The 25,487-nt window shown below is 47.7% G+C and carries 25 protein-coding genes; 21 read left to right on the forward strand and 4 right to left on the reverse strand.

The window, feature by feature from the left end:
- Window positions 1-129 precede the first annotated feature (129 nt).
- A complete protein-coding gene (locus tag I8U17_RS11050; protein WP_160173864.1) occupies window positions 130-279 on the forward strand; it encodes a hypothetical protein in 150 nt (49 codons plus the stop codon).
- 394 nt (window positions 280-673) lie between these two features.
- On the opposite strand, the gene I8U17_RS11055 is transcribed toward I8U17_RS11050, so the two are convergent.
- Both I8U17_RS11055 and I8U17_RS11060 read right to left on the reverse strand, forming a co-directional pair.
- Entirely contained in the window at window positions 674-1,603 is a 930-nt protein-coding gene (locus tag I8U17_RS11055) for a mechanosensitive ion channel family protein (RefSeq protein WP_052154270.1), read from the reverse strand.
- Window positions 1,604-1,642: 39 nt separating this feature from the next.
- Window positions 1,643-2,614, reverse strand: coding sequence for a metal-dependent hydrolase (locus I8U17_RS11060; protein ID WP_033101348.1), 972 nt, complete (start codon window positions 2,612-2,614; stop codon window positions 1,643-1,645).
- A 298-nt stretch (window positions 2,615-2,912) separates the two neighbouring features.
- Here I8U17_RS11060 and mutY point away from each other — a divergent pair, with 298 nt between their 5' ends.
- Entirely contained in the window at window positions 2,913-4,001 is a 1,089-nt protein-coding gene (gene mutY / locus I8U17_RS11065; RefSeq protein WP_232331040.1) for an A/G-specific adenine glycosylase, read from the forward strand.
- 286 nt (window positions 4,002-4,287) lie between these two features.
- Window positions 4,288-5,736 carry a VanW family protein gene (locus I8U17_RS18790; protein WP_198059398.1) on the forward strand — a complete coding sequence of 483 codons (1,449 nt, stop codon included), beginning with the start codon at window positions 4,288-4,290 and terminating at the stop codon, window positions 5,734-5,736.
- A gap of 120 nt (window positions 5,737-5,856) precedes the next feature.
- Here I8U17_RS18790 and I8U17_RS11075 read toward each other — a convergent pair whose 3' ends face one another.
- Window positions 5,857-6,039 (reverse strand): hypothetical protein, encoded by a 183-nt coding sequence (locus I8U17_RS11075; RefSeq protein WP_220185011.1) that lies wholly within the window; start codon window positions 6,037-6,039, stop codon window positions 5,857-5,859.
- A 109-nt stretch (window positions 6,040-6,148) separates the two neighbouring features.
- Here I8U17_RS11075 and pabB point away from each other — a divergent pair, with 109 nt between their 5' ends.
- The 16 genes from pabB to I8U17_RS11155 all read left to right on the forward strand — a co-directional run bounded on the left by pabB (window position 6,149) and on the right by I8U17_RS11155 (window position 22,822).
- Window positions 6,149-7,567, forward strand: a complete 1,419-nt coding sequence (pabB, locus tag I8U17_RS11080) for an aminodeoxychorismate synthase component I (protein WP_033101347.1) — start codon at window positions 6,149-6,151, stop codon at window positions 7,565-7,567.
- A gap of 252 nt (window positions 7,568-7,819) precedes the next feature.
- Window positions 7,820-8,506, forward strand: a complete 687-nt coding sequence (locus I8U17_RS11085; protein WP_033101346.1) for a hypothetical protein — start codon at window positions 7,820-7,822, stop codon at window positions 8,504-8,506.
- A 97-nt stretch (window positions 8,507-8,603) separates the two neighbouring features.
- Complete coding sequence (locus I8U17_RS11090; protein ID WP_033101345.1) at window positions 8,604-9,038, forward strand: GNAT family N-acetyltransferase; 435 nt, start codon at window positions 8,604-8,606, stop codon at window positions 9,036-9,038.
- A gap of 780 nt (window positions 9,039-9,818) precedes the next feature.
- On the forward strand, window positions 9,819-10,652 hold the full coding sequence (gene proC, locus I8U17_RS11095; RefSeq protein WP_198059399.1) for a pyrroline-5-carboxylate reductase: 834 nt from the start codon (window positions 9,819-9,821) through the stop codon (window positions 10,650-10,652).
- Window positions 10,653-11,090: 438 nt separating this feature from the next.
- Window positions 11,091-11,636 (forward strand): DUF402 domain-containing protein, encoded by a 546-nt coding sequence (locus I8U17_RS11100; protein ID WP_198056425.1) that lies wholly within the window; start codon window positions 11,091-11,093, stop codon window positions 11,634-11,636.
- Between the two features lie 14 nt (window positions 11,637-11,650).
- On the forward strand, window positions 11,651-12,175 hold the full coding sequence (gene lepB, locus I8U17_RS11105; RefSeq protein WP_052154267.1) for a signal peptidase I: 525 nt from the start codon (window positions 11,651-11,653) through the stop codon (window positions 12,173-12,175).
- Between the two features lie 218 nt (window positions 12,176-12,393).
- Window positions 12,394-13,173, forward strand: coding sequence for a GTP-sensing pleiotropic transcriptional regulator CodY (gene codY / locus I8U17_RS11110; protein WP_033101342.1), 780 nt, complete (start codon window positions 12,394-12,396; stop codon window positions 13,171-13,173).
- A gap of 461 nt (window positions 13,174-13,634) precedes the next feature.
- Window positions 13,635-15,443, forward strand: a complete 1,809-nt coding sequence (locus I8U17_RS11115) for an ABC transporter ATP-binding protein (RefSeq protein ID WP_198056424.1) — start codon at window positions 13,635-13,637, stop codon at window positions 15,441-15,443.
- Window positions 15,436-15,849, forward strand: a complete 414-nt coding sequence (locus tag I8U17_RS11120) for an ATP-binding protein (RefSeq protein ID WP_033101341.1) — start codon at window positions 15,436-15,438, stop codon at window positions 15,847-15,849. Before I8U17_RS11115 ends, I8U17_RS11120 begins: the two co-directional genes overlap by 8 nt.
- A 483-nt stretch (window positions 15,850-16,332) precedes the next feature.
- On the forward strand, window positions 16,333-17,286 hold the full coding sequence (cyoE, locus tag I8U17_RS11125; RefSeq protein ID WP_033101340.1) for a heme o synthase: 954 nt from the start codon (window positions 16,333-16,335) through the stop codon (window positions 17,284-17,286).
- A gap of 122 nt (window positions 17,287-17,408) precedes the next feature.
- Complete coding sequence (gene coxB, locus I8U17_RS11130) at window positions 17,409-18,413, forward strand: cytochrome c oxidase subunit II (protein ID WP_235281675.1); 1,005 nt, start codon at window positions 17,409-17,411, stop codon at window positions 18,411-18,413.
- An 88-nt stretch (window positions 18,414-18,501) separates the two neighbouring features.
- The gene (ctaD, locus tag I8U17_RS11135; RefSeq protein ID WP_198056423.1) at window positions 18,502-20,421 is read left to right on the forward strand and encodes a cytochrome c oxidase subunit I; all 1,920 of its coding nucleotides are present in this window, start codon (window positions 18,502-18,504) and stop codon (window positions 20,419-20,421) included.
- Window positions 20,421-21,044 carry a cytochrome (ubi)quinol oxidase subunit III gene (locus I8U17_RS11140; protein ID WP_033101338.1) on the forward strand — a complete coding sequence of 208 codons (624 nt, stop codon included), beginning with the start codon at window positions 20,421-20,423 and terminating at the stop codon, window positions 21,042-21,044. Before ctaD ends, I8U17_RS11140 begins: the two co-directional genes overlap by 1 nt.
- Window positions 21,045-21,047: 3 nt before the next feature.
- A complete protein-coding gene (locus I8U17_RS11145; RefSeq protein ID WP_198059400.1) occupies window positions 21,048-21,359 on the forward strand; it encodes a cytochrome C oxidase subunit IV family protein in 312 nt (103 codons plus the stop codon).
- A gap of 139 nt (window positions 21,360-21,498) precedes the next feature.
- Window positions 21,499-21,960: a DUF420 domain-containing protein gene (locus I8U17_RS11150; RefSeq protein ID WP_033101337.1), complete on the forward strand. Its 462-nt coding sequence runs from the start codon at window positions 21,499-21,501 to the stop codon at window positions 21,958-21,960.
- Window positions 21,961-22,042: 82 nt separating this feature from the next.
- On the forward strand, window positions 22,043-22,822 hold the full coding sequence (locus tag I8U17_RS11155; protein WP_198056421.1) for a hypothetical protein: 780 nt from the start codon (window positions 22,043-22,045) through the stop codon (window positions 22,820-22,822).
- Between the two features lie 447 nt (window positions 22,823-23,269).
- Here I8U17_RS11155 and I8U17_RS11160 read toward each other — a convergent pair whose 3' ends face one another.
- The gene (locus I8U17_RS11160; RefSeq protein ID WP_152568571.1) at window positions 23,270-23,629 is read right to left on the reverse strand and encodes a hypothetical protein; all 360 of its coding nucleotides are present in this window, start codon (window positions 23,627-23,629) and stop codon (window positions 23,270-23,272) included.
- A 160-nt stretch (window positions 23,630-23,789) separates the two neighbouring features.
- Between I8U17_RS11160 and I8U17_RS11165 the strand changes: the two genes are divergently transcribed.
- Together I8U17_RS11165 and I8U17_RS11170 are read left to right on the forward strand one after the other, a co-directional pair.
- A complete protein-coding gene (locus I8U17_RS11165) occupies window positions 23,790-24,464 on the forward strand; it encodes a metallophosphoesterase (protein WP_198059401.1) in 675 nt (224 codons plus the stop codon).
- A 260-nt stretch (window positions 24,465-24,724) separates the two neighbouring features.
- Window positions 24,725-25,309, forward strand: coding sequence for a VanZ family protein (locus I8U17_RS11170; protein WP_198059402.1), 585 nt, complete (start codon window positions 24,725-24,727; stop codon window positions 25,307-25,309).
- The last annotated feature ends 178 nt before the right edge of the window (window positions 25,310-25,487 follow it).

Genomic DNA, 25,487 nt, shown 5'->3' on the forward strand with positions numbered 1-25,487 from the left:
GACCCGCAATTCGTATTCTGAGACGGCTTGGGGGGGACAGAAAAAACCCGAAATCGCATGATCTGCGCCAAATGTGGTATGATCATAGGCAGAGCAGCAATTTTTTGCAAACGAAGGAGAGAACGCGCAGTGGCACGGAAAAAAGCGAAGGCAAAAAGAGTAGCCAGCGTCGATGCACAAGGCATTCTCGTTCGCGATCTGAAAGGAACGTTGTTGTGGATTATTGTTGCCGCAGCAGTGACCGCCGTACTGGCAACCGCATGGCAAACGATGATGTAATAAAAAACTGGGCAGCACTGCCCGGCGTGGAGACTGTGGCATGTCCCGCGGACTCCAGACAGACCATTGGAAACGCAGGGGGAACTGCGACCTGACAGCGATGCATCTTCACAGAAAAAAGCAGGAGGGGATCACCCTGCCTGCTTTTTTATCTTTGTGAGCGAGAGAACCAACCCCGGCTTCAGCGATGGGGGTAAGAGTGAGCGTCAGGCGGGGGAGGGGATGTTTTCCCACTCCCGCAAGCCCGAACCCGGGCTGAAAAACTTTGCCGGGATTGTTTGGGAGACTTGCGTTCAAGAACATGGTGAAGGACCATAAGCCGGCAAAATCGATCACGTCATCGTCCCTGCGGACGACCCGGAAATCCCCTGCCTTTGCTCATGGGAGTGGGCAACTATTGCTGCTTTACCATGTCTTTGACCAGATCGGGGAAGTTTTCCGCATGATAGACAATACTGCGCGGATAAGCGATCTGAACGCCGTTTTTATGCAGAAGCAAAACAGCCTCTTTGCGCATTTCCCGCTCCAGTCCCCAATATTCCTCCGGATCGCACAAGGCGGTGATGGTAAATTCCGCACCATTTTGATCAATCCGGGTAATACCCATAATTTTTGGTTCTTCGATTAAATAAGGGGCATATTTTTTTCCAATGCTTTTACATACTTCTTCCAGCGCATGGTTCACCATCGTGAGATCGGATTCGTATGGAACGGTGACCCTTACGATCGCCCGCATCTTTTCGCGATTGTAGTTGGTTACCTGTTTGATATTGCCATTGGCGATATAATGAAGGCGCTGATTGAACTCGCGGATTTTCGTGATTCGCAGTCCGACTTCTTCCACGGTTCCTTCAATTTGCCCGTTGATCTGCACGATGTCGCCGACTTCCAATTGGCTCTCGAAAATCAAAAAAAAGCCGGTGATGATGTCCCGAACGAGATTTTGCGCCCCAAATCCGATGGCCAGGCCTAAAATACCGGCACCGGCTAGCACAGGAAGGGGATCAAAACCCAGATTGACCATGATGGTCAGTACGGCAATGAAATAGATCGTATAGTGGGCAATCGACTTGATCAGTTTGCGCAGAGTATGTGCTTTTTTGGTTCCGATCCGGCTGAATTCAAAAATTTTATCGATAACCCGGTCAAAAAAACGAACCCCGGTGATCGCGATCAGCACGATTAAGGCGATTTGTGCTACCGGGAGGATGATGTAAGAGAAAGGGTCTTCAATGATTCTGGTTATGAGGGTTTTTGTTTCGGTTGCTACTTGTCCGACTTGCTCCCATTTCGTATTCAGCGCATCCGGTTGCGACAAATTCACCGTTCAATCACCTCCACCATGACGAAGCGTTGAAACTTTTCAGGACAAATGCTTTACTTTTTTCTCCAATTGCTCCTCGTTCATCCACCCCACAAAAGAGTAAAAAATATTGTAGTGTTGGTCAAGTAAGGCGACCGCCACAAAGGGAAAATGTTTTTTGTAGTGATAGCGAACGTCCAGCCATCTCACTTCATAGCCGTAAGGGCGCTTCATCACCTGGGGATATCCGTAAGAAGTGAAGGACAGAAACGCCTCAATGGAGTCCGCCTTTTTCGATTGCAGGGCGGCCGGGTGGTTCAGGTCTTCCGTTTTCATTTCTCCTGTCCAGGCAAGGCAGCCATTGCGGATTTCTCCCACCTTGACCTTTTCCTTGGTTTCAACGATCACATTCCACACGTTCCAGCGGACGGTGGGGGTAACGGTATACCGCCCGGGCAGGCTCACTTCCCGTTTGACCCTTTCCGTCAGTCGGAAATGAACAATGCTGCGCCAAGCGATGTAGGCGATGAGGATAAGATAAAGCATTGTATAAATGGGCACCGGCCGGTCAGGCATGATCCGCCAGAGACCGAAACTGATCAGATGGAGGGTGAAAATAAAAGGATCAAAAATGTTCAAGGTATTCCACGACAGCCACTTATGAGAGAACGGTCTCAGCGCCTGCGTTCCATATGTATTAAAGATATCAATAAAAATATGGATAAAAACGGCCAAAAAGGACCACAGCAGACAATGTGCAATGGCTCCGGGGAATAAAAGCGAAATGCCGGCTGTCAGAAGGAGCGGCCATATGATCAACATGGGAAGGGAATGGCTGAAACCACGGTGTTTCCGTATATAGAGCGCGTTTCCCCGAAAGCGGTAAAGCGTATCGATATCGGGGATTTCCGAACCGATTACTGTACTTAACAGCACGGCTTGCGCCGTTTCCGTGTCTGATGCGACGGCCGGGTCAAGATGCGCCAAGCCAAAAAGTCCGATTCCCATAACCAAATGAGTGGCCGTATCCATATGCCATCCCCCTTTTCACCATTTTACCTTAAAAAATCTAACAAAATTATATTACAAAAGCGGTTCCCTTTACCGTGAAAAAACAGATCAAGAAGTGAACATTCCATGGTAACCGTCTTCCTTATGTTCACTCTTACAGGAACTGCATTAGTAAGTTTACCGGATTTAGCTATTTGAGGCGGAATGTTAAAAATCGTACACTTTCATGAACATGAAGGTTGTGTATGATGGTTATAAGGATCTGTATACTGTTGCGCACTTCCTCTCATCACGGTTTTGAAAGAAGGAGGCTTCATCATTGTCAAAAGCGAAAATGGAAGAAGAAATGGATTGCCTGCTCAGCGAGGAAGTGGTGGCGGAAATTCGACGGTCGCTTCTTGACTGGTATCGGCGCAACCGGCGTGATCTGCCGTGGAGAAAAGAGAAAAACCCTTACAAGACTTGGGTTTCGGAAATCATGCTGCAACAGACGCGCGTAGATACCGTCGTTCCTTATTTTGAGCGGTTTATGGAGCAATTTCCCACCCTTGAGGCGTTGGCCGAGGCACCGGAAGAACAGGTGCTGAAAGCGTGGGAAGGGCTCGGTTATTACTCCCGGGCCAGAAATTTGCATGCTGCCGTTAAGGAAGTTGTCGCAAATTACGGGGGAAAGGTTCCGGATGATCTTGAGCGCATCTCCAAACTGAAAGGAATCGGTCCCTATACAGCCGGAGCGATTTTAAGCATCGCATACGACAAGAAAGCCCCGGCGGTCGATGGAAACGTAATGCGGGTTTTTTCACGCCTTTTTGCGCTTACGGACGATATTGCAAAGGTGTCCACACGGAAAAAGATGGAACGATTGGCGGAAACATTGATTCCGGATGAGGCTCCGGGGGATTTCAACCAGGCTCTGATGGAATTGGGAGCATTAATCTGTTCTCCGACTTCGCCACAATGTTTATTCTGCCCTGTTCTCTCGGTATGTGATGCATACCGTCTCGGAATGGAAGAAGAATTGCCGCGGAAAAAGAAGGCCAAACCGCCGACAGAGGAAGAGGTGGCCATTCTCTTGATCACCTGCGGGATGCACTTTCTTGTCGAAAAAAGGCCGGATCAGGGGCTGTTGGCCGGTCTTTGGGGATTGCCAACCATCGGATGGTCAGATCAAAAAGAAATGGAGTCCATTTTGGAATTTTGTGACCAAAAACAAATCCCTGCGACGAAATTTATGATAAAGGGGCAATTTGAACACATCTTCAGCCATCGCCACTGGAAAGTCACCGTGATGACAGTGGAGACGCCCGATACCGGTTGGGAGGTTCCGGAGAACTGGAAATGGGTGACAAAGGAAACGATTGGGGAAATAACGTTAGCCAATGTTTACCATAAAGCCTTGCAATTATGACGCAGATCAGGCAAGAGCTTGAGACGCAAAAAACTTCATCCAACGAAGGAGATCAGGAATGTGGTTGGTTCACATGAACATGCAGACAACATGCCTGAAGACGAATAAATGGTTTTCTGTTTGAATCGAAACATTTTCTTTATGCTGTTGGTCTAAATACGTGAGGAAACGAATCAGTCCGGAGCCCCAGGCCGTTTAGGTTGCCAGAATCCGTTTAATTTTTGTTTGGTCCTTTGATTCAGTTGATTTCCTTAAAAAGAGAATACTTGCAGAGGAGAGAGAGCGGGTGGAAGACAAAAAAAAGCGCGAACCCGAACAGCCTTTGTCCGAGGAAAGGGACGAACGGAAAGAAATAAAGGGGGCGGGGGAGTCACCAGCTTCACCGGAACCGGGCACGGAAGTGAGGCATGAAGAAGAGCGGAGTGAAAAGACATCAACAGAACCGGAACAGGCGCATCCTGATAAACCGGCGGATTTTCCGCTTTCGTCCCGATGGGATTTCGGTTCAAGCGAAAAAGACGGCCCCCTGTCGAAGAATGAAAACGCCAACAGCAGCGATGTCGACGTACCCGCCAGCGCGGATCATCATCCTGAGCCGGTGCAGGTGGAAGTGCAGAAACCGGCAAATCCCCGGCCAGAGTCCGCCAAGGAGGATACGGGAATCTTTTCCGCAATCAAAAGAGAGGTTCACAGCACTCCAAAACCAAAGAAAATCCTCATTGCCACTCTGGTCGCCTCGATGACCGTGGCCGGTTTGTTCGGTTTTGGCGCATATGCGTTTGATTCCAGCAAAGTCAAGGCGGACGTCCCGGCTGCTGTGAAAGAACAGCCGAAACCGGCTAAGTTGCAATTATATTTGGATGATAAAAAATTTGAGCTAGATCTGCTCAGTATCGGTTATGACGGGAAAGATTTATCGACGATCAATCAGGAAAAGCTGGCAAAATGGCTGGACAGTGTCAGGGATCAAGTGAAAATCGAACCGAAAAACGCCAGATTTAAGCACAATAAATGGGGAAATCCGATCATTCGCGGGGAAGAAGGCCGAGTGATGGATGTGAAGACCGTGAAAACGTGGTTGAAAGACCTTCGCCCCTATATCAACAAGCCGACGCAAATTCCCACCATTTCGGTTGCGCCGAAAGTTTCCTCGGCAGACCTGCGTGAAGTGAACAAAAAGATGATCGGCAGTTACACCACCAAGTTTGATCCGGGGAACGTAAACCGTACCACCAACATCAAACTGGCTTCGGCCCGAATCAATAATCTTGTACTTTTGCCAGGAGAGCGTTTTTCCTTCAATAAAGTCGTCGGAGAGCGGACGGCTGCCCGGGGGTATAAACCGGCGCACGTGATCGTCAAAGGGGAGTTTACGGAAGGGATTGGCGGCGGCATCTGCCAGGTTTCCTCCACGCTCTACAACAGTGTCGATGAAGCGGGACTAAAGGTCACGGCGATTCAACACCACAGCGCCGAGGTGACTTATGTGCCGAAAGGACGGGATGCCACCGTCTCCTGGGGAGGACCTGATTTCCGCTTTAAAAACAATTTGAACAAACCGGTTCTGCTGAAAATTAAAATTTCCGGTTCCCATCTTACGGTCAATGTATATACCAGCCCGGGAGCCAAGGTTCAGTCGCGCAAAGTTGAGAAAGCACCTGAATCGTTCAGCACGATCACGGTTGATCCGACAAAACCAAATGCGCAATTGCCCAAAACGACAACCAGTCAGTAAAAGCAAATCCCCCTTGGTTGTCCCGGTGTTCAATGAAACACCCGGATCACCGGAGGGGGATTTTTTGCGCAGGCGATGACCGGAAAACCGCGTTCCTCATGCATTCAGCTTGCCATCCCTTTAAAAATGGTCATAAATATTCGGCGTTTGGCTGTTCCATGTCTGATTGCCCCTGTTTTCGATCTCTTTTATGACCTGACGGTGCAAGCTGGCGCCTTGCTGGTTTAAGTAAGGAGACATTTGCGCCATAATAAAGTGGTGGTACGAAAGTTCATCCAGATTCCAGTCTGTTAAGGGTGTCATGCTCAATTCTTCAAGGTTTCGGCCAGTATACACAATCCATCACCTCAAAAAAAGTATTGGATAAAAAGAAAAAGATCATGCATTTTTGCAAAAGAAGGACGTTGTTGCAATGAAATGGATCATACGTGAAATTCCTTTCAAGGTTCGCCCGGAACACGTCTTTGCCCATCTCTACCGGGATGAACCCTATGCATTTTGGCTCGACGGAAATCGTCTGGCACCGGGACTGAGCCGGTACTCCTTTATGGGGGCCAATCCCTCTTTTTTGGTTCGGGTGCAGTCAGGGAAAATCGAATGGATTCACCAAAACACCGTGCAAGCTGACACAGGGGACCCTTTTCAAGCGATTCAAAAGTTGCTGGATGAGCATCAAACGCCCGCAGGAACCGGCAAGCCTTTTCCGTTCATCGGGGGGTTGGTCGGCTATTTTGGTTATGAAATGAACCGGTTTATTGAGAAACTTCCCGATCTCCCGGAGGATCCCACCCAGGCTCCGGTGTCATGGTGGATGTTTGCCGACCAGGTTCTCATTTACGATCAGCTGGAAGGAAAATCATATTTGAGCAAACGGGTCAACGACAGTGACGGGGAAAAAGATCTGGAGCAGTGGCTGTCCGCCGTAAAACGGGCATCTGATACACCGCTTCCCGAACCCGACATTTCTCCTGCGGAGGGGAGTACGCCGTTTGCCCAAGTGGAATCGTATGATTCCTACTGCCGCAAAATCAGGAGAATCCTCGGGGAAATCGCTGCGGGCAATATCTATCAGGCGTGTTTCACCCACCAGCTTTCCGCTGATTTTTCCGGTCATCCCTTTGATCTGTACCGGATATTGCGCCGGATCAATCCCGCTCCTTTTTCCGCCTATCTGCGGTTTGGCGATCTCTTTGTCCTCTCTACTTCCCCTGAACGGTTTTTGAAGCTGGAAGGGCGGAGGCTGGAGAGCAGACCGATCAAGGGAACGAGGCCGCGGGGAAGGAGTGCGGAAGAAGATGATGCGCTCGTCTTGGACTTGAAATCAAATGAGAAGGACCGTGCGGAAAATGTCATGATTGTTGATTTGGTGCGCAATGATCTGGGAAAGGTATGCGAAACTGGCAGTGTCCGCGTATCGGAACTGTTGAAAGTGGAATCTTATGCTACCGTCCATCAGTTGGTGACGGTCGTTGAGGGGAGGCTGAAGCCGGACGTTCCGGCGCTTGAGGCAATTCGGGCAGCTTTTCCCGGAGGTTCCATGACCGGAGCCCCGAAAATTCGGGCGATGGAGATTTTGCATGATTTGGAGCCGGTGGCCCGCGGCATCTATTCCGGCGGTTTGGGTTATTTGGATGTTCGCGGCGGCTTTGATCTCAGCATGGTCATCCGCACGATCATTGTCCGGGAGGGAAAGGCCTTTTTTCATGTCGGCGGGGGCATAGTGGCCGATTCTGATGAACAGCTGGAATATCAGGAATCGATGGACAAGGCATTGGCGCTGAAGAAGGCGATCCTTCTGGCCGGAGATCGCTGTCCGAGCCCCATCGTGTAAAAGGCGGTTTCCTGCCCCGTTTTCCCTGAGTCCGATTGTTCGTCCTTCCGTGTGGCAGATTTTGTTGGATTCAGGGTTCTCCGGTTCTCTTCACGTTCCGTTTTTGTTCATGCGGGCGGTCATAAATGGGTTAAATTGGTGTGGTTTAGGATAAAATGGGAATAGGGAGAAAATTTTATCTGTAATCTTTAATCTTTGCATCGTTTTGCCAGTGGAATGTCGGGCAGGATCGAAACGGAAGGAGACCGACAGATGAAAACAGCGCCGCCACACGGTGTCAGAAAGCCATGGTTTTCTTGGGTGTTCAAAGGTTCAGCTTGCCTGCATTTCGTGTCCGTTCTGCTGATTTTATTTGTTTTACTGCAGATGGCGAAACAGCCTTGGTTGTCGAGATCCGTTTATTTTCTGGAACATGAAAAATGGGTCATGCTCGCCTGGGTGAGTTCGTTTCTGGCCGTGCTCTCATTTTTGGCCATCTATACGATTTTGTTATTTGCCTTAAATGACCGGTTTCGCATCATTTTGCAATGGGCCTGGTTGATTCAACTGATCGGAGGGGCGGTCTTTCTGCTTTACCATCTGGTGCAGATGCTTCTGTTTCCTCTCATGGTTCATCTTTTTTTGCAGATGCCGACGCTGAATCTGATCCGGCATCTGGAGGAATGGGACTCGTTATTGATCCGGATGGTCGGTGTATTTGGACCCACGTGCTGGGCGATCGGGGGGTTAATTTACACCGCGGTGATGTTCCGCACCAGGGAATTTTCTCCGTTCCTCAGCTGGTGGTCGCTGCTGGTTTGGACGGTGGTGCTGGCCGGAGTTGTCAGTTTTCGATGGATGGGTTTTCATGTTTCCTTTTTACAAGGATTTGCCATTTTTATCTTTATTCCCTGGTTGTGGAATATGGGTGAGCAGGTAAAATCGGGATTTTCTAATTAAGCAGGATGGTTTTCGCAGATTGAAATAAAAATGAAACTTGAGGTAAAATAGAAAAGCCAAGGTATGTGATACTTCCCCAATGGAGGAGAATCAGGTTATGCGCCTACGCTCTTTTCAACTGGCAGATGTACATGACGTTTTAAGAATCTGGCAGATGACAGCTTCCCATCAGAAGGAAAGGGAAACGCTTCGGGTTTTGTATGAACAGTTAGCTTACGACCGGGATCTGGTTATTGTGGCCGAAGCACCGGATCAACGGGTGATCGGAGCCATTGTGGGAACAATTGACAAACACACGGGATTCTTCTATTGTCTCGCTGTTGACCCGAACTTCCAGAAACAAAGGGTCGGTACTGCATTAGTGCGTGAATTGGAGTATCGTTTTTTGCAAAAAGGGGTAAAAAGGATTTGGATCACGGTAGACAAGGGTACGGAAAAATTGCTCCCCTTTTACCAATATCTCGGTTACAGCAATACTTGTTCCACCCGTTTGGAAAAAGAGCTGTTTGTCAGTCAGCGATGTACTGGTTGATCGTTGTTTTTGTTTTTTGCCTATGGTTTTGTCTGTTTTTAATCTGCCTGAAGTACGGCAGATTTTTTTTGTGTCCAAATCCTTTCAGGAGGGGAGAGGAAGATAAATGTCTTCCCACATAAAAGGGTATCTGTTTTATGTTAAGAATACTACACTTTGAATACGCTTTCAAATTAAAATTATTTGAACGGCTTATTTTTTTTGTTGGATTGACTGGTAAGCATAAGGCGGAAAAGCCGGAACAGATTTAGATGGCGAACGGTTCGTGTTAAAAAATAAATCATTATTTTAGATGATGGTTTAAAGGAATCTGCCGAAGTTTTTGTGAATGGCTGCTATATTGGGGAGAATGCGGATGGTTGCGTGCCGGAAGCAAAGGAAAGGATGAAAAATAAGGAATTCCCTTAGAAATCAATCATAAAGCAATTCCGGCCGATTTGATTATTCCCTGTTGACATCAGGGGTTTTTTTTCACATAATTACTACTAACAATTGAGAGCGAAACGTGATGACAAGGACCAGTAGAGCATTCCCCAACTGTACAGAGAGCGAAACCCGCAGGTTGAGAGGTTTTGCCAGTTGGCTGCTCGAACCCATCCTTTGATGCGGCTGATGATAAATCAGATCGGGGCCAACCCGTTATCCTGAGCGATGTTAAATCGCGCTGAGCTGGGCGCTTTCATGGCGTCAACAAAGGTGGTACCGCGGGAGTTAACCTCTTTCGTCCTTTGGGATGAAGGAGGTTTTTGTTTTTTAGTCATCAAAAGGAGGTAGAAATCCATGTTACAAGAGCGAACCATTGGCTTTATCGGGGCAGGTTCCATGGCTGAAGCGATTTTGGCAGGATTGCTCCGGCAAAAGGAGGTAAGCCGGAAACAGATCTCGATTATCAACCGCGAGGATCAGGAACGGTTGAAAGAACTGACCGAAAGATACCGGTTGGACGAAACGAAGCAACGTATCGAAACAGTAGCGAAATCGGACATTGTGATTTTGGCAGTCAAACCGAAAGATGTGCCGGAAGTGTTGCAGACCTGGGGCCATCTCTTTTCGGAAGATCAGATGCTGTTGTCGGTGGCGGCAGGCATTTCAACCTCTCTGCTTGAGCAGCACGTCGCCGGAAAGATGGCGGTGATTCGTGTCATGCCAAATACCTCTTGTGCCGTCGGTCAGTCGGCGACGGCGATTTGTCCGGGGAGCCACGTCAGCCCGGAGCAACTGGAAACAGCTCGACTGATTTTTCGCAGTATCGGATCGGTTATCGTCGTTGATGAGTCTTTGATGGATGCAGTCACCGGATTGTCCGGCAGCGGGCCCGCCTATGTTTATTATCTGGCAGAGTCCCTGGAGGCGGCGGGGATTTCGGCCGGGCTTTCCCCGGAAACGTCACGTGCATTGACCGTGCAAACCTTGCTCGGAGCGTCGCAAATGCTCCTCAAGACCGGCAAGGCGGCGGAAGAATTGCGACGTGAAGTCACCTCACCGGGAGGGACCACGATGGCCGGGCTCGAAGTTTTGGATCAATACCAGCTGAATGAAGCGATAAAAAAAGCTGTGCTCAGGGCCAAAGCCCGTTCGGTTGAAATGGGACAGCAAATTGCGATCACTTTCTGATACCGGGGGCATGGAGAAGACGACTCCATGCCTTTTCCCGCTTACGAAGAAATTTAAACATTTAAATCAACGAAAGTGGGGAAAGGCAGACATCAGGATCGGGCGAGTCTATAATGAAAACGTGTTAATTTCAAATAATAACCAAGTGAATTTTAAGATAATCAGATTGGCTGCCGTTTGTCAATCCTTTTTCCGCGAAGAGGCGCCGGAGTGCTTGCGGGCGCGCACATGTCGGCCACGAGGGACTCAGCCCGTCCCGACCCACCTGTTTTTATTCACTTTGATCCCGGGATTGCGCTTGTCGCGGCCGGAATGCTTTTTGTCTGATCCCGGCCAAGAGCAACGCCTCAGGCTTTAAATGATAAATTCTGAGTTTTAGGTGTTTTATTTTTTTCTCTTTTTGGAAATAAAGAAACTAGAGCGCTTGAGGTGAGGAAAATGATACCAAAAAAGGGTGATACGATTCGCATTGAAAGCTTAAAATACGGGAATTTGATGCACAGGGCTTGGAAAAAATCGGTGATTTTGCAACCGGGAGAACCGCTGGTACTTGCCAACTACAATGCAAAAGTGGTAGAAAAAAATGGTGTTGAATGGGATTTTCCGGGTTTGGCAATTTGTCTTTTTTCCAAGCGCGATTGGTTCCATACGGTTATCTTGTATGACGACCAGTTCCGGCTCAAGGAGTATTACTGCAACATTGCATCACCCTACTGGTGGGACGAAGCGGGAAAAACGCTCTGCTATATCGACTACGATTGGGATTTGATCGTCAAGCCTGATTGGCATTACCAATGGGTGGATGGGGACGAGTTTGAAGCGAATCGCTTGCACTACGGATATCCCCAAACGGTTGTGGACAGTGTGAACAGAGCCAAACAGGAACTGGAAGGACGGGTATTGCGGCAGGAGGAACCATTTTCTCCCGAATTCGCTCCATTTTGGTATCATCAGTACCTAATGCTGAAGACTGAAGCGGGATGATGGAGTGAATGTGCATGTTTCGGGTAAAGGGACTGAATAGATGGACGATGTTGGTCATCTATGCAGCCGTGTTTGCCTGGGCAGTCAATCAGTACGGGATAGCGTTATCAGTTGTAAACGGCACTTCGATGCAACCGACTCTGCAGGATGGTGACCGGCTTCTTGTCAATCGTTTTGCGTTTGTACTGGATCAGCCGAAGGTGGGGGAAGTGATTACTTTTCGCGATCCGTCCGACCATCACCGGTTTCTGGTCAAACGGGTGATCGGTGTGCCGGGGGACACAATCGAGATTCGAAACGGGCAGCTTTATCGCAACGGGAAGAAGGTACATGAGGCTTATACGGATTGCCCGATCGAAGATGGCAATTTCGGCCCGATCCGGGTAAAGCGCGGGACCGTGTTTGTCATGGGTGACAACCGTCACCGCTATGCCAGCAGGGACAGTCGGTATAGCAGCGTTGGACTCGTTCCCGACGATTTACTCGATGGGAAGGTGGAGCTTATTTTATGGCGGCCTTCATTATCAGCTTCGCTTTGATGCTGAATGAAGAAAACAATTTAAAATAGGTATAAAAGTCAAAAATTGTTCACAAAAACCAAATTGCTTAATTGCTTAAATGTCGCATAATAGGTAAGTGTTTACCGCTTTCCCTCAATCCCGTAAAAATAAATCAATCGCCTGGCAAAAGGCGGGTTGATAGACGGCCCATAAACATAAAAGCCAATCAAATCTGATTCTTTGGAGGTAATGACACAATGGATCTGTTAGCAAAAACACGTCGCATTTCCAAGATTTTGCAAAAAAATGTAGGCCACCATTTGGTTGACTTCGATGAAGTTGCACAAGTTCTCTGTGACATCATCGGCGCCAATATCTATGTGGTCAGCGCAGAAGGAAAGCTGCTCGGCATGGCGATCAACCATGACTTGGCCAACGAGCGGATGGAACAATATCTCAAAAACCGCGAGTTCCCGGTTGATTATGCCAAACTTCTCATGGAAGTAGACCAAACCATGACCAACGTTGGTGTGGACAGCCCTTATACCGCTTACCCGACGGAGATGAAGGACATGTTCCGCGAAGGGTTTACCACCCTGGTGCCGATCATTGGCGGTGGGGATCATCTGGGTACGCTGGTGCTGTCCCGCCTGAACACGCGTTTTGAAGAAGAAGACCTGATCTTGGCTGAGTATGGAGCAACCGTTGTCGGGATGGAAATTTTGCGTGAACGTGCCGGTCAGGTAGAAGAAGAAGCACGCAGCCGCGCAGTCGTGCAATTGGCGATCAATTCGCTCTCCTTCAGTGAATTGGAAGCGGCAGAACACATCTTTAATGAGCTGGATGGAATGGAAGGATTGCTCGTTGCAAGTAAAATTGCCGATCGTGTCGGAATCACGCGTTCCGTTATTGTAAATGCGCTGAGAAAACTCGAAAGCGCAGGTGTCGTGGAATCCCGTTCGCTCGGAATGAAAGGGACCTACATCAAAATTCTCAATCCGAAACTGCTCCCAGCCCTTGAAAAAGCCAGACATTAAAAAACAAACAAGAAAAGGTCCGAGTCTCACAAAAGAGTCTCGGCCTTTTTTATTTTGAACGAAAATTCAGTATTATTTATGATATAATAGTTTTGCTCCAAAAAGATGTTTCTCGTGTTTTCCTCCCCTTGCCTGTTTGGGCGAGATTGGTTACAATCTGGCATCTGAGGGCATTTGCTTCCGCAGGTGAACCAGTTTTGCACCGATGACTTACTGCTTAGACTCAAAAACCTGTGTTTTAACATTTTTAAAAAATTGCCATGAATCTTTTTGGGTCTAACTTTCGTTATAAAAAGTGTAAGGCGTTAAACAACTAAACCGAAGAAGATACAGCAGAGGATGAAACGGGGAAGAGCGGGGTTGTATGTGCCGGAGGGACAAATTCTCCTTCGGTCGTCTTGCACCATACTCCGGGCCATGGCAATGTGGATATAAAAGCAAATTGTAGGGGTTGAATAAAGATGGGGAGTATGAGACGTTATCTTCGGTTTGTTAAGCCTTATTGGAAAGAAATCTGCTTGACAATGGCGATCGGGATTTTAAAATTCGGGATTCCGCTGTTGTTGCCGCTGTTATTGAAGTATGTGGTCGATCATCTGTTGCTCAGTTCGATGGCGGCACATGAAAAATTGCAGAAACTCGCCTGGGTGATCGGCGGAGCTTTCCTGCTGTTTACGGTGGTCCGAATCCCGGTCGAGTATTACCGGCAATATTTTGCCCAATGGACAGCGAGCAAAATTTTGTTTGATATTCGCAACCGGTTGTTTGATCACATTCAAAGACTATCGTTGAAGTTTTATCAGAATCAGAAGGTCGGGCAGATTATCTCTCGCGTGATCAATGATGTCGAACAGACAAAAGAATTTGTCGTAACCGGGATGATGAATATCTGGCTGGATCTGTCGACCCTTCTCATCGCCGTATCGATGATGATTTGGATCGATCCGTTCATGACCGCTGTTTCCCTTGCGATTTTTCCGTTATATGCGGTTTCGGTCAAATATTTTTTCCAAAACATGCGTCGCTACACGAAAGAGCGCTCGCAGGCACTGGCCGAATTGCAAGGGCATTTGCACGAACGAATTCAAGGGATTTCCGTTATTCGCGCTTTTCATTTGGAAAGGGAAGAACAAGAGCAATTTGAAAAACGAAATGCTTATTACTTGGATAAAGCGTTGTTGCAAACAAGGTGGATCGCCAAAACATTTGCGGCGATCAACACGATTACTGATTTGGCCCCGATTATCGTGATCGGAACATCAGCCTATCTCGTGATTGAACATAAGTTGACCATTGGTGCGTTAACGGCCTTCTATGGCTATATGGGCCTGATTTATAATCCGATTCGCCGCCTGGTTAACTCTTCCACAACTTTGACCCAGGCCTTTGCTTCAATGGATCGGGTGTTCGAGTTCATGGATGAGACCTATGATATCTTCGATCTTCCGCAGGCTCGTGAGATCCCGGCGGTTAAGGGGAAAATTGAGTTTGAAAATGTTCGGTTTCGTTATCATGACGACCAGGACTGGATCTTGGACGGAGTGAATTTTTCCGTTGCTGCCGGACAGACGGTGGCACTGGTCGGGCCGAGTGGTGGAGGAAAATCCTCGATTATCTCCCTGATCCCCCGTTTTTACGATGTGATCGAGGGACAGGTGAAAATAGACGGAATCGATGTGAAAGATTTTACAATGCGCAGTTTGCGGAGCCATATCGGAATGGTTTTGCAGGAAAACATTTTGTTCAGCGGTTCAGTGGAGGAAAATATCCGGATGGGAAAGGTTACAGCGACCAAAGAAGAAATCATCGAAGCGGCAAAAGCAGCAAACGCCCACGAATTTATCATGGAACTTCCGGACGGGTATGAGACGGAGATCGGGGAGCGGGGTGTCAAACTGTCCGGAGGCCAGAAGCAGCGGATTGCTTTGGCCAGGGTTTTTCTCAAGGACCCGGAAATCCTGATTTTGGACGAAGCAACATCGGCACTTGATCTGCAATCCGAACATCTGGTTCAGGAATCGCTGAACCGCCTGGCGAAAAATCGAACGACAATCGTAGTCGCACACCGGCTTTCCACTATTACACATGCGGATCAAATTCTGGTTATCGAGCACGGCCGTGTAGCGGAACAAGGGACACATGAAGAATTGTTGCGGAAAAACGGATTGTACGCCGATTTATTCAATGTACAGAATTTGGACGGGACCGTAAATGATCCGCAGACGGCAAATCGGGACTCTCACCACTTGATGGAGGGGAAACATGCGTAAAACCTTTGAAATCAACTACGAATGGGATATTGTACATATTCGCAGTGAAGCGCGCGAATTATCCAGGGAAGTGGGATTTGACGAACTGGATCAAGCGCGTATCGTACAATCGATCTCAGAATTGGCACGCAATGTCGTTCAATATGCGGATAAGGGAATCATTACGATCGCGACGGTGGAGGAAGAAGACCGGAAAGGAATTAAGATTCAGGTACAGGATACCGGGCCGGGCATTCCGAATTTGGAAGAATTGGCCAAGGGGAAAAATCAAAATCTGGGTGAAACCTCAGGATTGCAGCAAGTTTACATGCTGATGGATGAACTAAAGCAAATCCCCGTCGAAAACGGAACGTGTGTGGAAGCGGTAAAATGGCTTAAATCGAGCCGTATGCTTCATGAAAAATAATAAATTCATCAAAAAACGGTACGTTTCCCGCGGAAGGAAACCGTGCCGTTTTTTTGTCCCGTTCTCATTTCCAGGAAAATCCCGGCAGTTGATCAAAAATTGTTCACAGATATGTCACCTTCAAACAAATGCCATCGTTTAGACTAAAATAGAAAGGATTTAATGAAAGGAAAGCGGGCAAAAGGGATATAATATCGGTGATTCATTGTTATATCTCTGAATGAGCCATCCATGCCACCCTTGCATGAAGGTTGTTGATCATCTAAAATGGTGATGATATAAACCATGACTTTTGACATTTCTCGATTCCAATATTTGAGAAATGGAATGTAAAATCATAGGGCATTCTACCTACGATTGTTACATTTTTTGCATGTTATAATCAAATATTTCCCGCTTTCTGTATAGCCATAACCTGTTTTCCAAGTGGGGAAAACAGTTTTATTTCACTGCGTTTCTTGGCTTAGAAAGGAGGTCTGTGCGGTGGAACCATTATCTCAGCAAACCGCTGCAGATCGCATCATCAAAACGGAGCCATTTGAATCAGCATCTAAAGCTACCTGGCGTGATTATATCGAAATTACCAAACCAGGGATCAATAAAAGCAATTTGATTGCAACTTTTGCCGGATACTGGGTGGCTGCAGGAATCCACTCATTTCAATTGGTAACCCTTCTGATCACGTTGCTTGGAACGGCTTTGGTGATTGCCGGCAGCTGTACGTTGAATAACTTTATTGACCGCGATATAGACCCTTTGATGGAGCGTACCAAGACAAGGCCGGTGGCCGGGGGAAGGATCAAGCCGGCGGTGGCGCTTTGGTACGGAATCAGTCTGACGGTGCTGGGACTCCTGATCCTTGCGTTCGGAGTCAATCTGCTAGCCGCGATTCTCGGTTTTATCGGTTCATTTGTCTATGTCGTCATCTACAGCATGTGGCTGAAGAGAACCAGCACGTTGAACACGGTGGTCGGCGGTTTTTCCGGGGCAGTTCCGCCGATGATCGGTTGGGTTGCTGTCACTTCGCACATTGATTTAAATGCCTGGGCTCTGTTTTTGATTCTGTTTATGTGGCAGCCTCCTCATTTCTTCGCGTTGGCGATGCGCAAAGCGGAGGATTACCGTGCGGCTGGAATTCCCATGTTGCCGGTTGTCAAGGGAGCCGCGGAGACCAAGAAACAAACGCTGTTCTTTACGGTTATGTTGTTTTTCTCTTCTCTGTTGCTCTTCTTTACGGGAGCGTGTGGCTGGATTTATCTGGTTCTCGCTCTTATTCTGGGCGGAATCTATATTGCTTTGGCATGGAAAGGCTTCAAAACGCAGGATCACGAAAAATGGGCAAAGCAGCTGTTTTTCTACTCCCTGATCTATTTGACGGCGATCCTGTTTGCCATGGTTTTAGATGTTACGATCTATGATCTGATTCAAATGCTGTAAGAATGGATACAGTGCTTAATAAGAGCTTCATATAGATTTGGAGATGCACTGTTGTAAATCATTGATCCGGCCTTGGGCTCTTGAGGCCGGATCAAGCTAACAGAAAGTGAGGTTGGATCGTGGTGAGTCGACAACGTATGTGGCGAGTCTTGCCAGTATTCGCACTACTTGCGCTCGCTCTGTCAGGGTGCAGCAACAGCAAGGTGGAAATGAACGTTCTCGACCCGCACGGATCAGCGGGTGAGAAACAATTGGATCTCATCAATTGGAGCTTCATTCTCATGCTTGCCGTTTTTGCAGTAGTGACGACGATTTACATTTATGTGCTGATTCGCTACCGGAAACGGAAAGGCATTGACCGCATGCCGGAACAGGTTCATGGTAATACCGTACTGGAAATTGTATGGACTGTCATTCCGATTATCTTATTGGCGATTCTGGCGGTTCCGACGGTAAGCACTACCTTTGATCTTTCCGAGAAGCCGAAAACAAAGGATGCGATTCGCGTTGTGGTCACAGGTCACCAATATTGGTGGGAATTCGAGTATCCGGACCTGGGAATTAAAACGGCGCAAGAGTTACATATTCCTGTCGGCAGAAAAGTTGATCTGGAAATCCACGGGAAAGACGTCTTGCACTCTTTCTGGGTACCATCACTCCAAGGGAAAACAGACGTAGTCCCCGGCCGCGTCAACCATATGACTCTGGATGCCGACAAACCTGGTGTCTATCAGGGGAAATGCGCTGAATTGTGCGGTGCCGGCCATGCTTTGATGGATTTCAAGGTGATCGCTTCGAATGATGCCGACTTCAATAAATGGGTCGCAGAAATGAAAGCCCCTCCAGCTCCCGTGACAACGGCAAGCGAGAAAAAAGGGGAACAGCTTTTCCAGCAAAACTGCATGGGCTGCCATGCTGGAATCAATCCAAATGTCCAAGGCCCGGATTTGAACAAGTTCGGGACGCGCACAACAATTGCAGGCGTTTTGCCTCATGATGAACAGCATTTGAAACAATGGCTTCATAATCCGCAAGCAGTTAAGCCGGGAGCCTTGATGCCGAAAATCAATTACTTGCAACCGGATGAAATTCAGGCATTGACCGATTACTTGATGAGTCGAAAGTAACCGTTTTTTTTGGGCGGGAAATTTCGCAATCTCTACTCATCTCACAAAACTATTAATCTATCAAAAGTAGAAAGAAGGAGGGAACACCATGGGGACGCTGATAGTGCTGATCGTATTTGCGCTGTTTCTTACGGCGATCCTTACCGGGGGGTATAACAAAACCTTCTTGGAACGCGTAAAAAATAGCAAAGTATGGGATTGGCTCACCACGGTGGACCATAAGAAGATTGGGATTTTATACTTTCTGTCGGGTTTCTTCTTCTTCCTGGTCGGCGGAATCGAAGCGCTGTTTATGCGGTTGCAATTGGTGGTTCCCCACAACGACCTGTTTGTCGGGGATACGTTTAACGAATTGCTGACCATGCATGGAACGACCATGATCTTCATGGCGGCGATGCCGATGATCTTTGGTCTGATGAATGCGGTCGTTCCCCTGCAGATCGGTGCGCGGGACGTCGCTTTTCCCTTTGTCAACGCGCTCGGGTTCTGGCTTTTCTTCGCCGGTGGGCTTTTAATGAATCTCTCCTGGATTTTCGGCGGTGCGCCGGACGCTGGCTGGACTTCTTATACTTCGCTCGCTTTGAACAATTACAGTCCCGGACCGGGTGTCGATTTCTATGTGCTCGGCTTGCAGATTGCCGGGATCGGAACCTTGATCGGTGGTCTGAACTTCATGGCCACAATCATCAATTTGCGTGCTCCGGGCATGACTTTTCTGCGGATGCCGATGTTCACATGGACCAGCTTTGTTACATCAACCATCATCCTGTTTGCTTTTCCTCCCTTGACAGTCGCTCTTCTGCTGCTCATGTTTGACCGTTTGTTCGGTTCGCATTTCTTTGATTACACCATGGGTGGAAGCGCTGTAATCTGGGAGCACTTGTTCTGGATCTTCGGCCATCCGGAAGTGTACATCGTGATTTTGCCGGCCTTCGGGGTGATGTCCGAAGTAATCAGCACATTTTCGCGTAAGCGCCTGTTCGGTTACACTTCGATGGTGTTTGCGACCGTTTTGATCGCATTCCTTTCCTTCATGGTTTGGGTGCACCACATGTTTACCGTTGGACTTGGACCGGTGTCGAACTCTATCTTTGCGGTGGCGACAATGGCCATTGCAGTGCCTACCGGGATCAAGGTGTTCAACTGGCTCTTTACCATGTGGGGCGGCGAAATTCGCTTCACGACAGCGATGCTGTTTGCCATCGGGTTTATCCCGACCTTTGTGATGGGGGGGATGACCGGGGTGATGCTTGCTGCTCCGCCGGCTGACTTCCAGTACCAGGACAGCTACTTCGTCGTGGCCCACTTCCACTACGTACTTGTTGGCGGTACCGTGATGGGATTGTTTGCCGGAGCTTACTACTGGTGGCCGAAAATGTTCGGCAAGATGCTGAATGAGACCATCGGAAAAATCCATTTCTGGACATTCCTGATCGGGTTTCACCTCACTTTCTTTCCGCAGCACTTCCTGGGACTGTTCGGAATGCCGCGACGCGTCTTCACCTACCAGCCGGGCATGGGGCTGGACAGTCTCAACCTGATCAGTACTATCGGGGTAGTGGGAATGGCCATCGGAACGATCGCTTTCTTGTACAACATCTACTGGTCGTTCAAAAAAGCGGCTCCTGCTCCGGCCGATCCGTGGGACGGGCGTACGCTGGAATGGGCGATTTCGTCACCTCCGCCGGTTTACAACTTTGCCCAATTGCCGTTGGTGCGCGGGTATGATGCCTGGTGGATGGAAAAACAGGCAGGAAACAAAAGTTTGCCTCCTGCTGAACCGCTCGGCTCGATTCATATGCCATCTTCATCCTTCATTCCCATCCTGATGGCGCTCGGATTTTTCATCGCCGGTTTCGGGTTCATCTTCCGCGGCAATTTCGTCGGTGCAATAATCGGGTTGGTGCTGGTAATCGTTTGCCTGTTCTTGCGTTCATTTGATCGTGATCATGGTTACCACATTGAACCGGATGAGATTGAAGAAACGAATAAGGGGGTTCAGGCATAATGGCAACACATACGGAAGCAAGCAGAAGTCCCCATATGCCGAACCATCTGGAGACGGCCACATTTGAGGGCAGAAATAAAGTTCTTGGATTTTGGTTGTTCCTTGGGGCAGAAACCGTTCTTTTCGCCTGTCTGTTTGGTACCTATCTGGCTTTGCGGCATCAAACGATGGGCGGTCCATCCGGACATGAACTGTTCGATTTGAAATTGGTCGGTTTGGCCACGGCTTTCCTTCTCACCAGCAGCCTGACCAGCGTACTGGCCATTCTGGCGATGAACCAACTGAAAAAGAAGGTAATGATGTTCTGGCTGGCAGTAACCGTTTTGTTGGGACTCGCCTTCCTCATTTTGGAGATCAACGAGTTTATTCATTATGTGCATGAAGGGCATACTTTTACGAGCAGTGCCTTTGGCTCTTCCTTCTACGCTCTTGTGGGCACGCACGGAGCGCACGTAACTTTCGGGATTATTTGGATTTCCACACTGATGTTGCAAGCTGCCGGACGGGGCATCACGGAGGAAATGGCTCCCAAACTGTTTGTGGCCAGTCTGTATTGGCACTTTATCGATGTTGTTTGGGTCTTCATTTTCACGCTCGTGTATCTTCTCGGAAAGGTGGGGTAAGCGGTGACAGAAAACCAACATTCCGATAATCACGCCGTATCACCTAAGCCGGAAAGCGCGGTCAAACACTTGATTTCTTTTCTGATCATGATTATACTGACGGCGGCAGCTTTTTATGTGGTGATCAAATCGGGCTCTGTCGTTGCCGAACATCTTATTCTGCCGCTGATTCTCGTGTTTGCCGTCATCCAGGTTTTCCTGCAGCTGTTCACCTTCATGCATCTTGGACAGAAAGGATCGACTTACTATGCGATCTTTATCATGCTGGGAATTGTGATTGCGGTAATTTCTGCGGTAGGAATTATTTTGATGTAAGAAAAAATGCCCTCTGCCAGCGACAGGCCGGAGGGCATTTTTTCTGAGAAAGTGGTCGGTCAGCGGGCACCATGCCGGAGAATTGCATCCCGGGTTGAGCCGAAAAAATGAACGGTTTTTTGTAAGGAGGTTATGCTTTGTGCAAGGAAGTGTGATTGCGCTGGTCAGTACATCGTGTACCACGATCAGCGCCATTCTGATGGCGATCGGATGGGTGATGATCCGACGGGGCAACGTCAAGGTGCATCGCCGTCTGATGATTGCCTCCGTAATCTTCGCGGCGGGCTTTTTCGCCCTTTATATGTACCGGACGATGTTTCTCGGAAACGTGCCATTTGGCGGACCTCATTATCTGTTGCCGTATTACACGGCTTTTCTTACCTTCCACATCACGGTGACTTCAATCGCTCCGATCTTGGCGGTAATTACACTTTATTTCGCCTATAAAAAGCGTTTTGACCGTCACCGTGCGTTCGGCCGCTGGACGGCACGGATCTGGTTTGTTGGGGCGATTACCGCGATCACAACCTATCTGATCCTGTTTGTCATCTACCCGGCAAATACGACAACGGATTTGTTCCGGGCTTATTGGGGTTTTTAAAGGGATGGACATCCAGCCTGTTGTATGAACGGATCGGGGCCTTTTTGACTCCATGCCGGAATGAAGGGGGATTTTGTTTCCAGTGGACAGCAACAACACAGAGCGAAACTTCAACGGTACAGGAAAAATCCTCTCTTTGTTGACAGCGGTAACTGATCAGGGAAAAAAGATATCTGCCACAGAAAAAATGATCAAGAAAATGCCCTTTTCCGATGGAATTTTATTGGGGGGAGTTACCGGCTTGGGCTATTTTGCCGCTTATCTTTCGGATGTGAGTTATAAAGAATATTACGGGCTCCCCTCACTCTATGCGGATGTCAGTTTGAACACCGTCATTTTGGCTGTCGCTTCGATTGTTTTTGTCATTCTGGTACTGGCCATGTTTTTGCAGCGGCCTTATGCGATGCGCTACGGCAAATTTGTTTTGCCGGTGATTCTCCCCTTCTCCATCGGTTTGTTACTCGGGCTGAAGCTGGATTATCAATTCAAGCAATCGCTTTGGGAAATTTTTTTCTTTTTCCTTGTATATGTTCTGCTTACGGCACTCCTGTTGTTCTTTGCCATGAGACAAAATTGGCTGCTGACAGGATTGGCACTGGTGATGATTGTCATTTCCGTCTCCAGGGCGAGCGGTTACATTATCGCCTCCAACCAGACGGAATACCTGGTGACACAGGGCTCCTCACCGTATGTGGTGGTGGATACATACAAGGATGGATTTGTAATGATGCCGGTCGATCTGAAGAGGCATGTGATTTTGCCCGAAGTGCTTTTTGTCGACCAGGCCGAGCAAATCAAAGATTCGTTGCGATTGAGGGAGATCAAAACGGGACCGTTGACGGTGGAGGGAAAGAGAGATTGAGTCCCGGCAAATCATAGAACGACGCACAGCCAATGCGGAGGGGCTGTGCGTCATCGTTAATCGGCCGTATAAAAGTCAATTGTTTTATATTTGCGAGAAATTTGTGTATCAACATATAACTTCCACATCTGTTTGGCACACTCTTTGGAACAGATGGGAGATTCAAAGCTAACCTCTACATAATGCGCTTCCTTGCCGCAGATCGAGCAAGGAGCCGTTTTTTTGGCAGGGAGGAGTAAATCTTCGCTATTCAAGATTTGGTCTCGTTTCAATGAAATCATCCTCTCCAATGCGGACTGGTGGGAACCGTGTTCCCTTCCTCATAGGAGGAATCAGACAAAAAGGGGTTAGTCTTACAATCACTCATTTTTATTTTCTCATAAAATTTATGTTTCGTGAACCCATATTTACCAATCCGCTGACGTGCAGCTGATAAAGGAGGGGAGATCAACCGAAAAAGATTAAAAGCAAAATGCCGGTAATGAAGAAGGCGATGGCGATCCAAAAAAGGCGGAAACCGATCCTTGCATTTTTTTCACGTTCTTCGGGGCTTTTCATATTTTCGACTACTGCATCCATATATCCGCTATCCCATCCCTTCACTTTATTTTTTATAAAATGAAAATTCCCAATGGTATTTTTATTATACTGAAAATGTCCCGGAGACATCCGGAAGAGTGTGAGTTCGAACCAAGTACCGGGTGGGGATGTGGAGCAAGATCCATGTTTATCATTCGCTGCTGGAAAGGGGATTAGAGGTGAAGAAGAGTTGCCGGTAACGCGAATAAATGCAGAAAAAAAGCTCACCCGCAGAAATTTCCTCAAAAAGGGGATTCTTGCGGCAGCAGGGCTTTTCGTATTGGGACTGCCCGGTTATTCATTTTTTGTGGAAAAAAATCAGCTCGAGATCAATCGGATTCGCATTTCATCCCCGAGACTTCCTGTTTCTTTCAAGGGTATGAAGATTGTGCAAATCAGCGACCTTCACTTTGGATTTTTTTATGGTCCGGAGCAGTTGCAAACGCTTGTGGACCAAGTGCGGTCTCTTCATCCCGATCTCTTCTGTTTTACGGGGGACTTAATCGACCGCCGCTTCTCCCGCGGTGAGGCGATAAAGGTATCCGATCTGTTGAAACAAATCGACGCTCCTTATGGAAAGTTCGCCATCCTGGGCAATCATGATTATTGGGGTGATACGGCTTTGGTGAAGGACTGCTTGACCAGTGCCGGTTTTCGCTTGTTGATCAACGAATGGACGCTCGTGAAAAAAGGGAATGATGTTATTTCTGTTTCTGGCCTTGACGATTTGCTGAACGGGAAACCGGATCACTCAAAAGTTTTTAACGATGCCCGATTTGATCCCGATCTTTTTCATTTGATGCTGGTCCATGAACCGGATTTTGCCAAGGTTATCTCCTCTGATCCGGTCGATTTGCAATTATCCGGTCACAGCCATGGCGGTCAGATTAACCTGCCATTTTTCGGCCCGCTGTTTACCCCGCCACTGTCCAGGAAGTTTTCTTCCGGGTTATATCAAATCAATGAGCGGCTTACCCTCTATACAAATCGCAGCATCGGGACAACCATCTTGCCGTTCCGGTTTGCTTGCCGTCCGGAGATCACGGTAATCGAGTTGGGGTAACAAAGCTCGTTCTTGTTGAATCATCCTCTGTGGATTGAAAAGGAGGGATGCAATGGATCGGGAAAACACTTTGGCTTATACCGCTTGGTGAGGCATTCAATCAATGACCCGTTGCAAGGCGGGAGATATTGCAAGAACGGCCAAGGATGGAATCCGGTGATTACTTTTTTGTTGTGCAATAACCTCAGGATGGTGTTGGAGCAGTCGAAACGGTGACTGAAGATATGGGCCGAAACTATTCATGTGTTTGGAGGTTTACGATGATTAGCTTTAATATCTTTATAGGGTTAATATTAGGACTTCTATTTTTCCTGATTCGATTACCTTATTACATAATAAAAAGAAAATTTTTTAATTGGCAAAAAGCCGTTTTTGAAATCATTTTGGGTGTATATATTGTTTGCTTGATAGGTGTTACTCTTCTTCCTATTCCTTTTGATAATTCAGATCCGTTGGTTCGTATGTATCCGGAGAAAGATAATTATATTCCCTTTTTTAGCATTTATACTACCGCTACTCAGGCAGTATCGCCAACCATCGCGATTAAGCAGATTTTAGGCAATTTAGTTATGTTAATGCCTCTTGGGGTGATTCTCCCATTTATTTCGAAGAAAATAAAACAATCTGTTACAAGAGCAGTCTTTATCGGTTTTTTGGTTAGTCTATCCATTGAGTTGTTACAGATTTTTGTCTCTCTGTTAATCAACTATAAGTACAGGAGTTTCGATGTTGATGATATTATTTTAAATACTTTAGGAAGTTTTTTGGGGACTTTGTTATTTAAACTTATTTACCCTTATATCATTGAACATTATCAAGCCATTCACCATACGGGGAGCAACTGAACAGAAAATCCCGATTGCTGCGGATCGTTGTGACTCGTTTTTTATTTTGATGATTCGAATGGGGTGATGGAAGAGATTGGCGGATTGTTGCCTGCACCGTAACCAAACCATCGAGTAAGGGGAGGTTGCCCATATTGCGGTGAGTATTACGATTACAGTTGTTGGATCGACAGGGAAA

Origin of the sequence: Thermoactinomyces sp. CICC 10521, from assembly GCF_016055135.1 — a bacterium.
GTDB classification, from domain to species: domain Bacteria; phylum Bacillota; class Bacilli; order Thermoactinomycetales; family Thermoactinomycetaceae; genus Thermoactinomyces_A; species Thermoactinomyces_A daqus.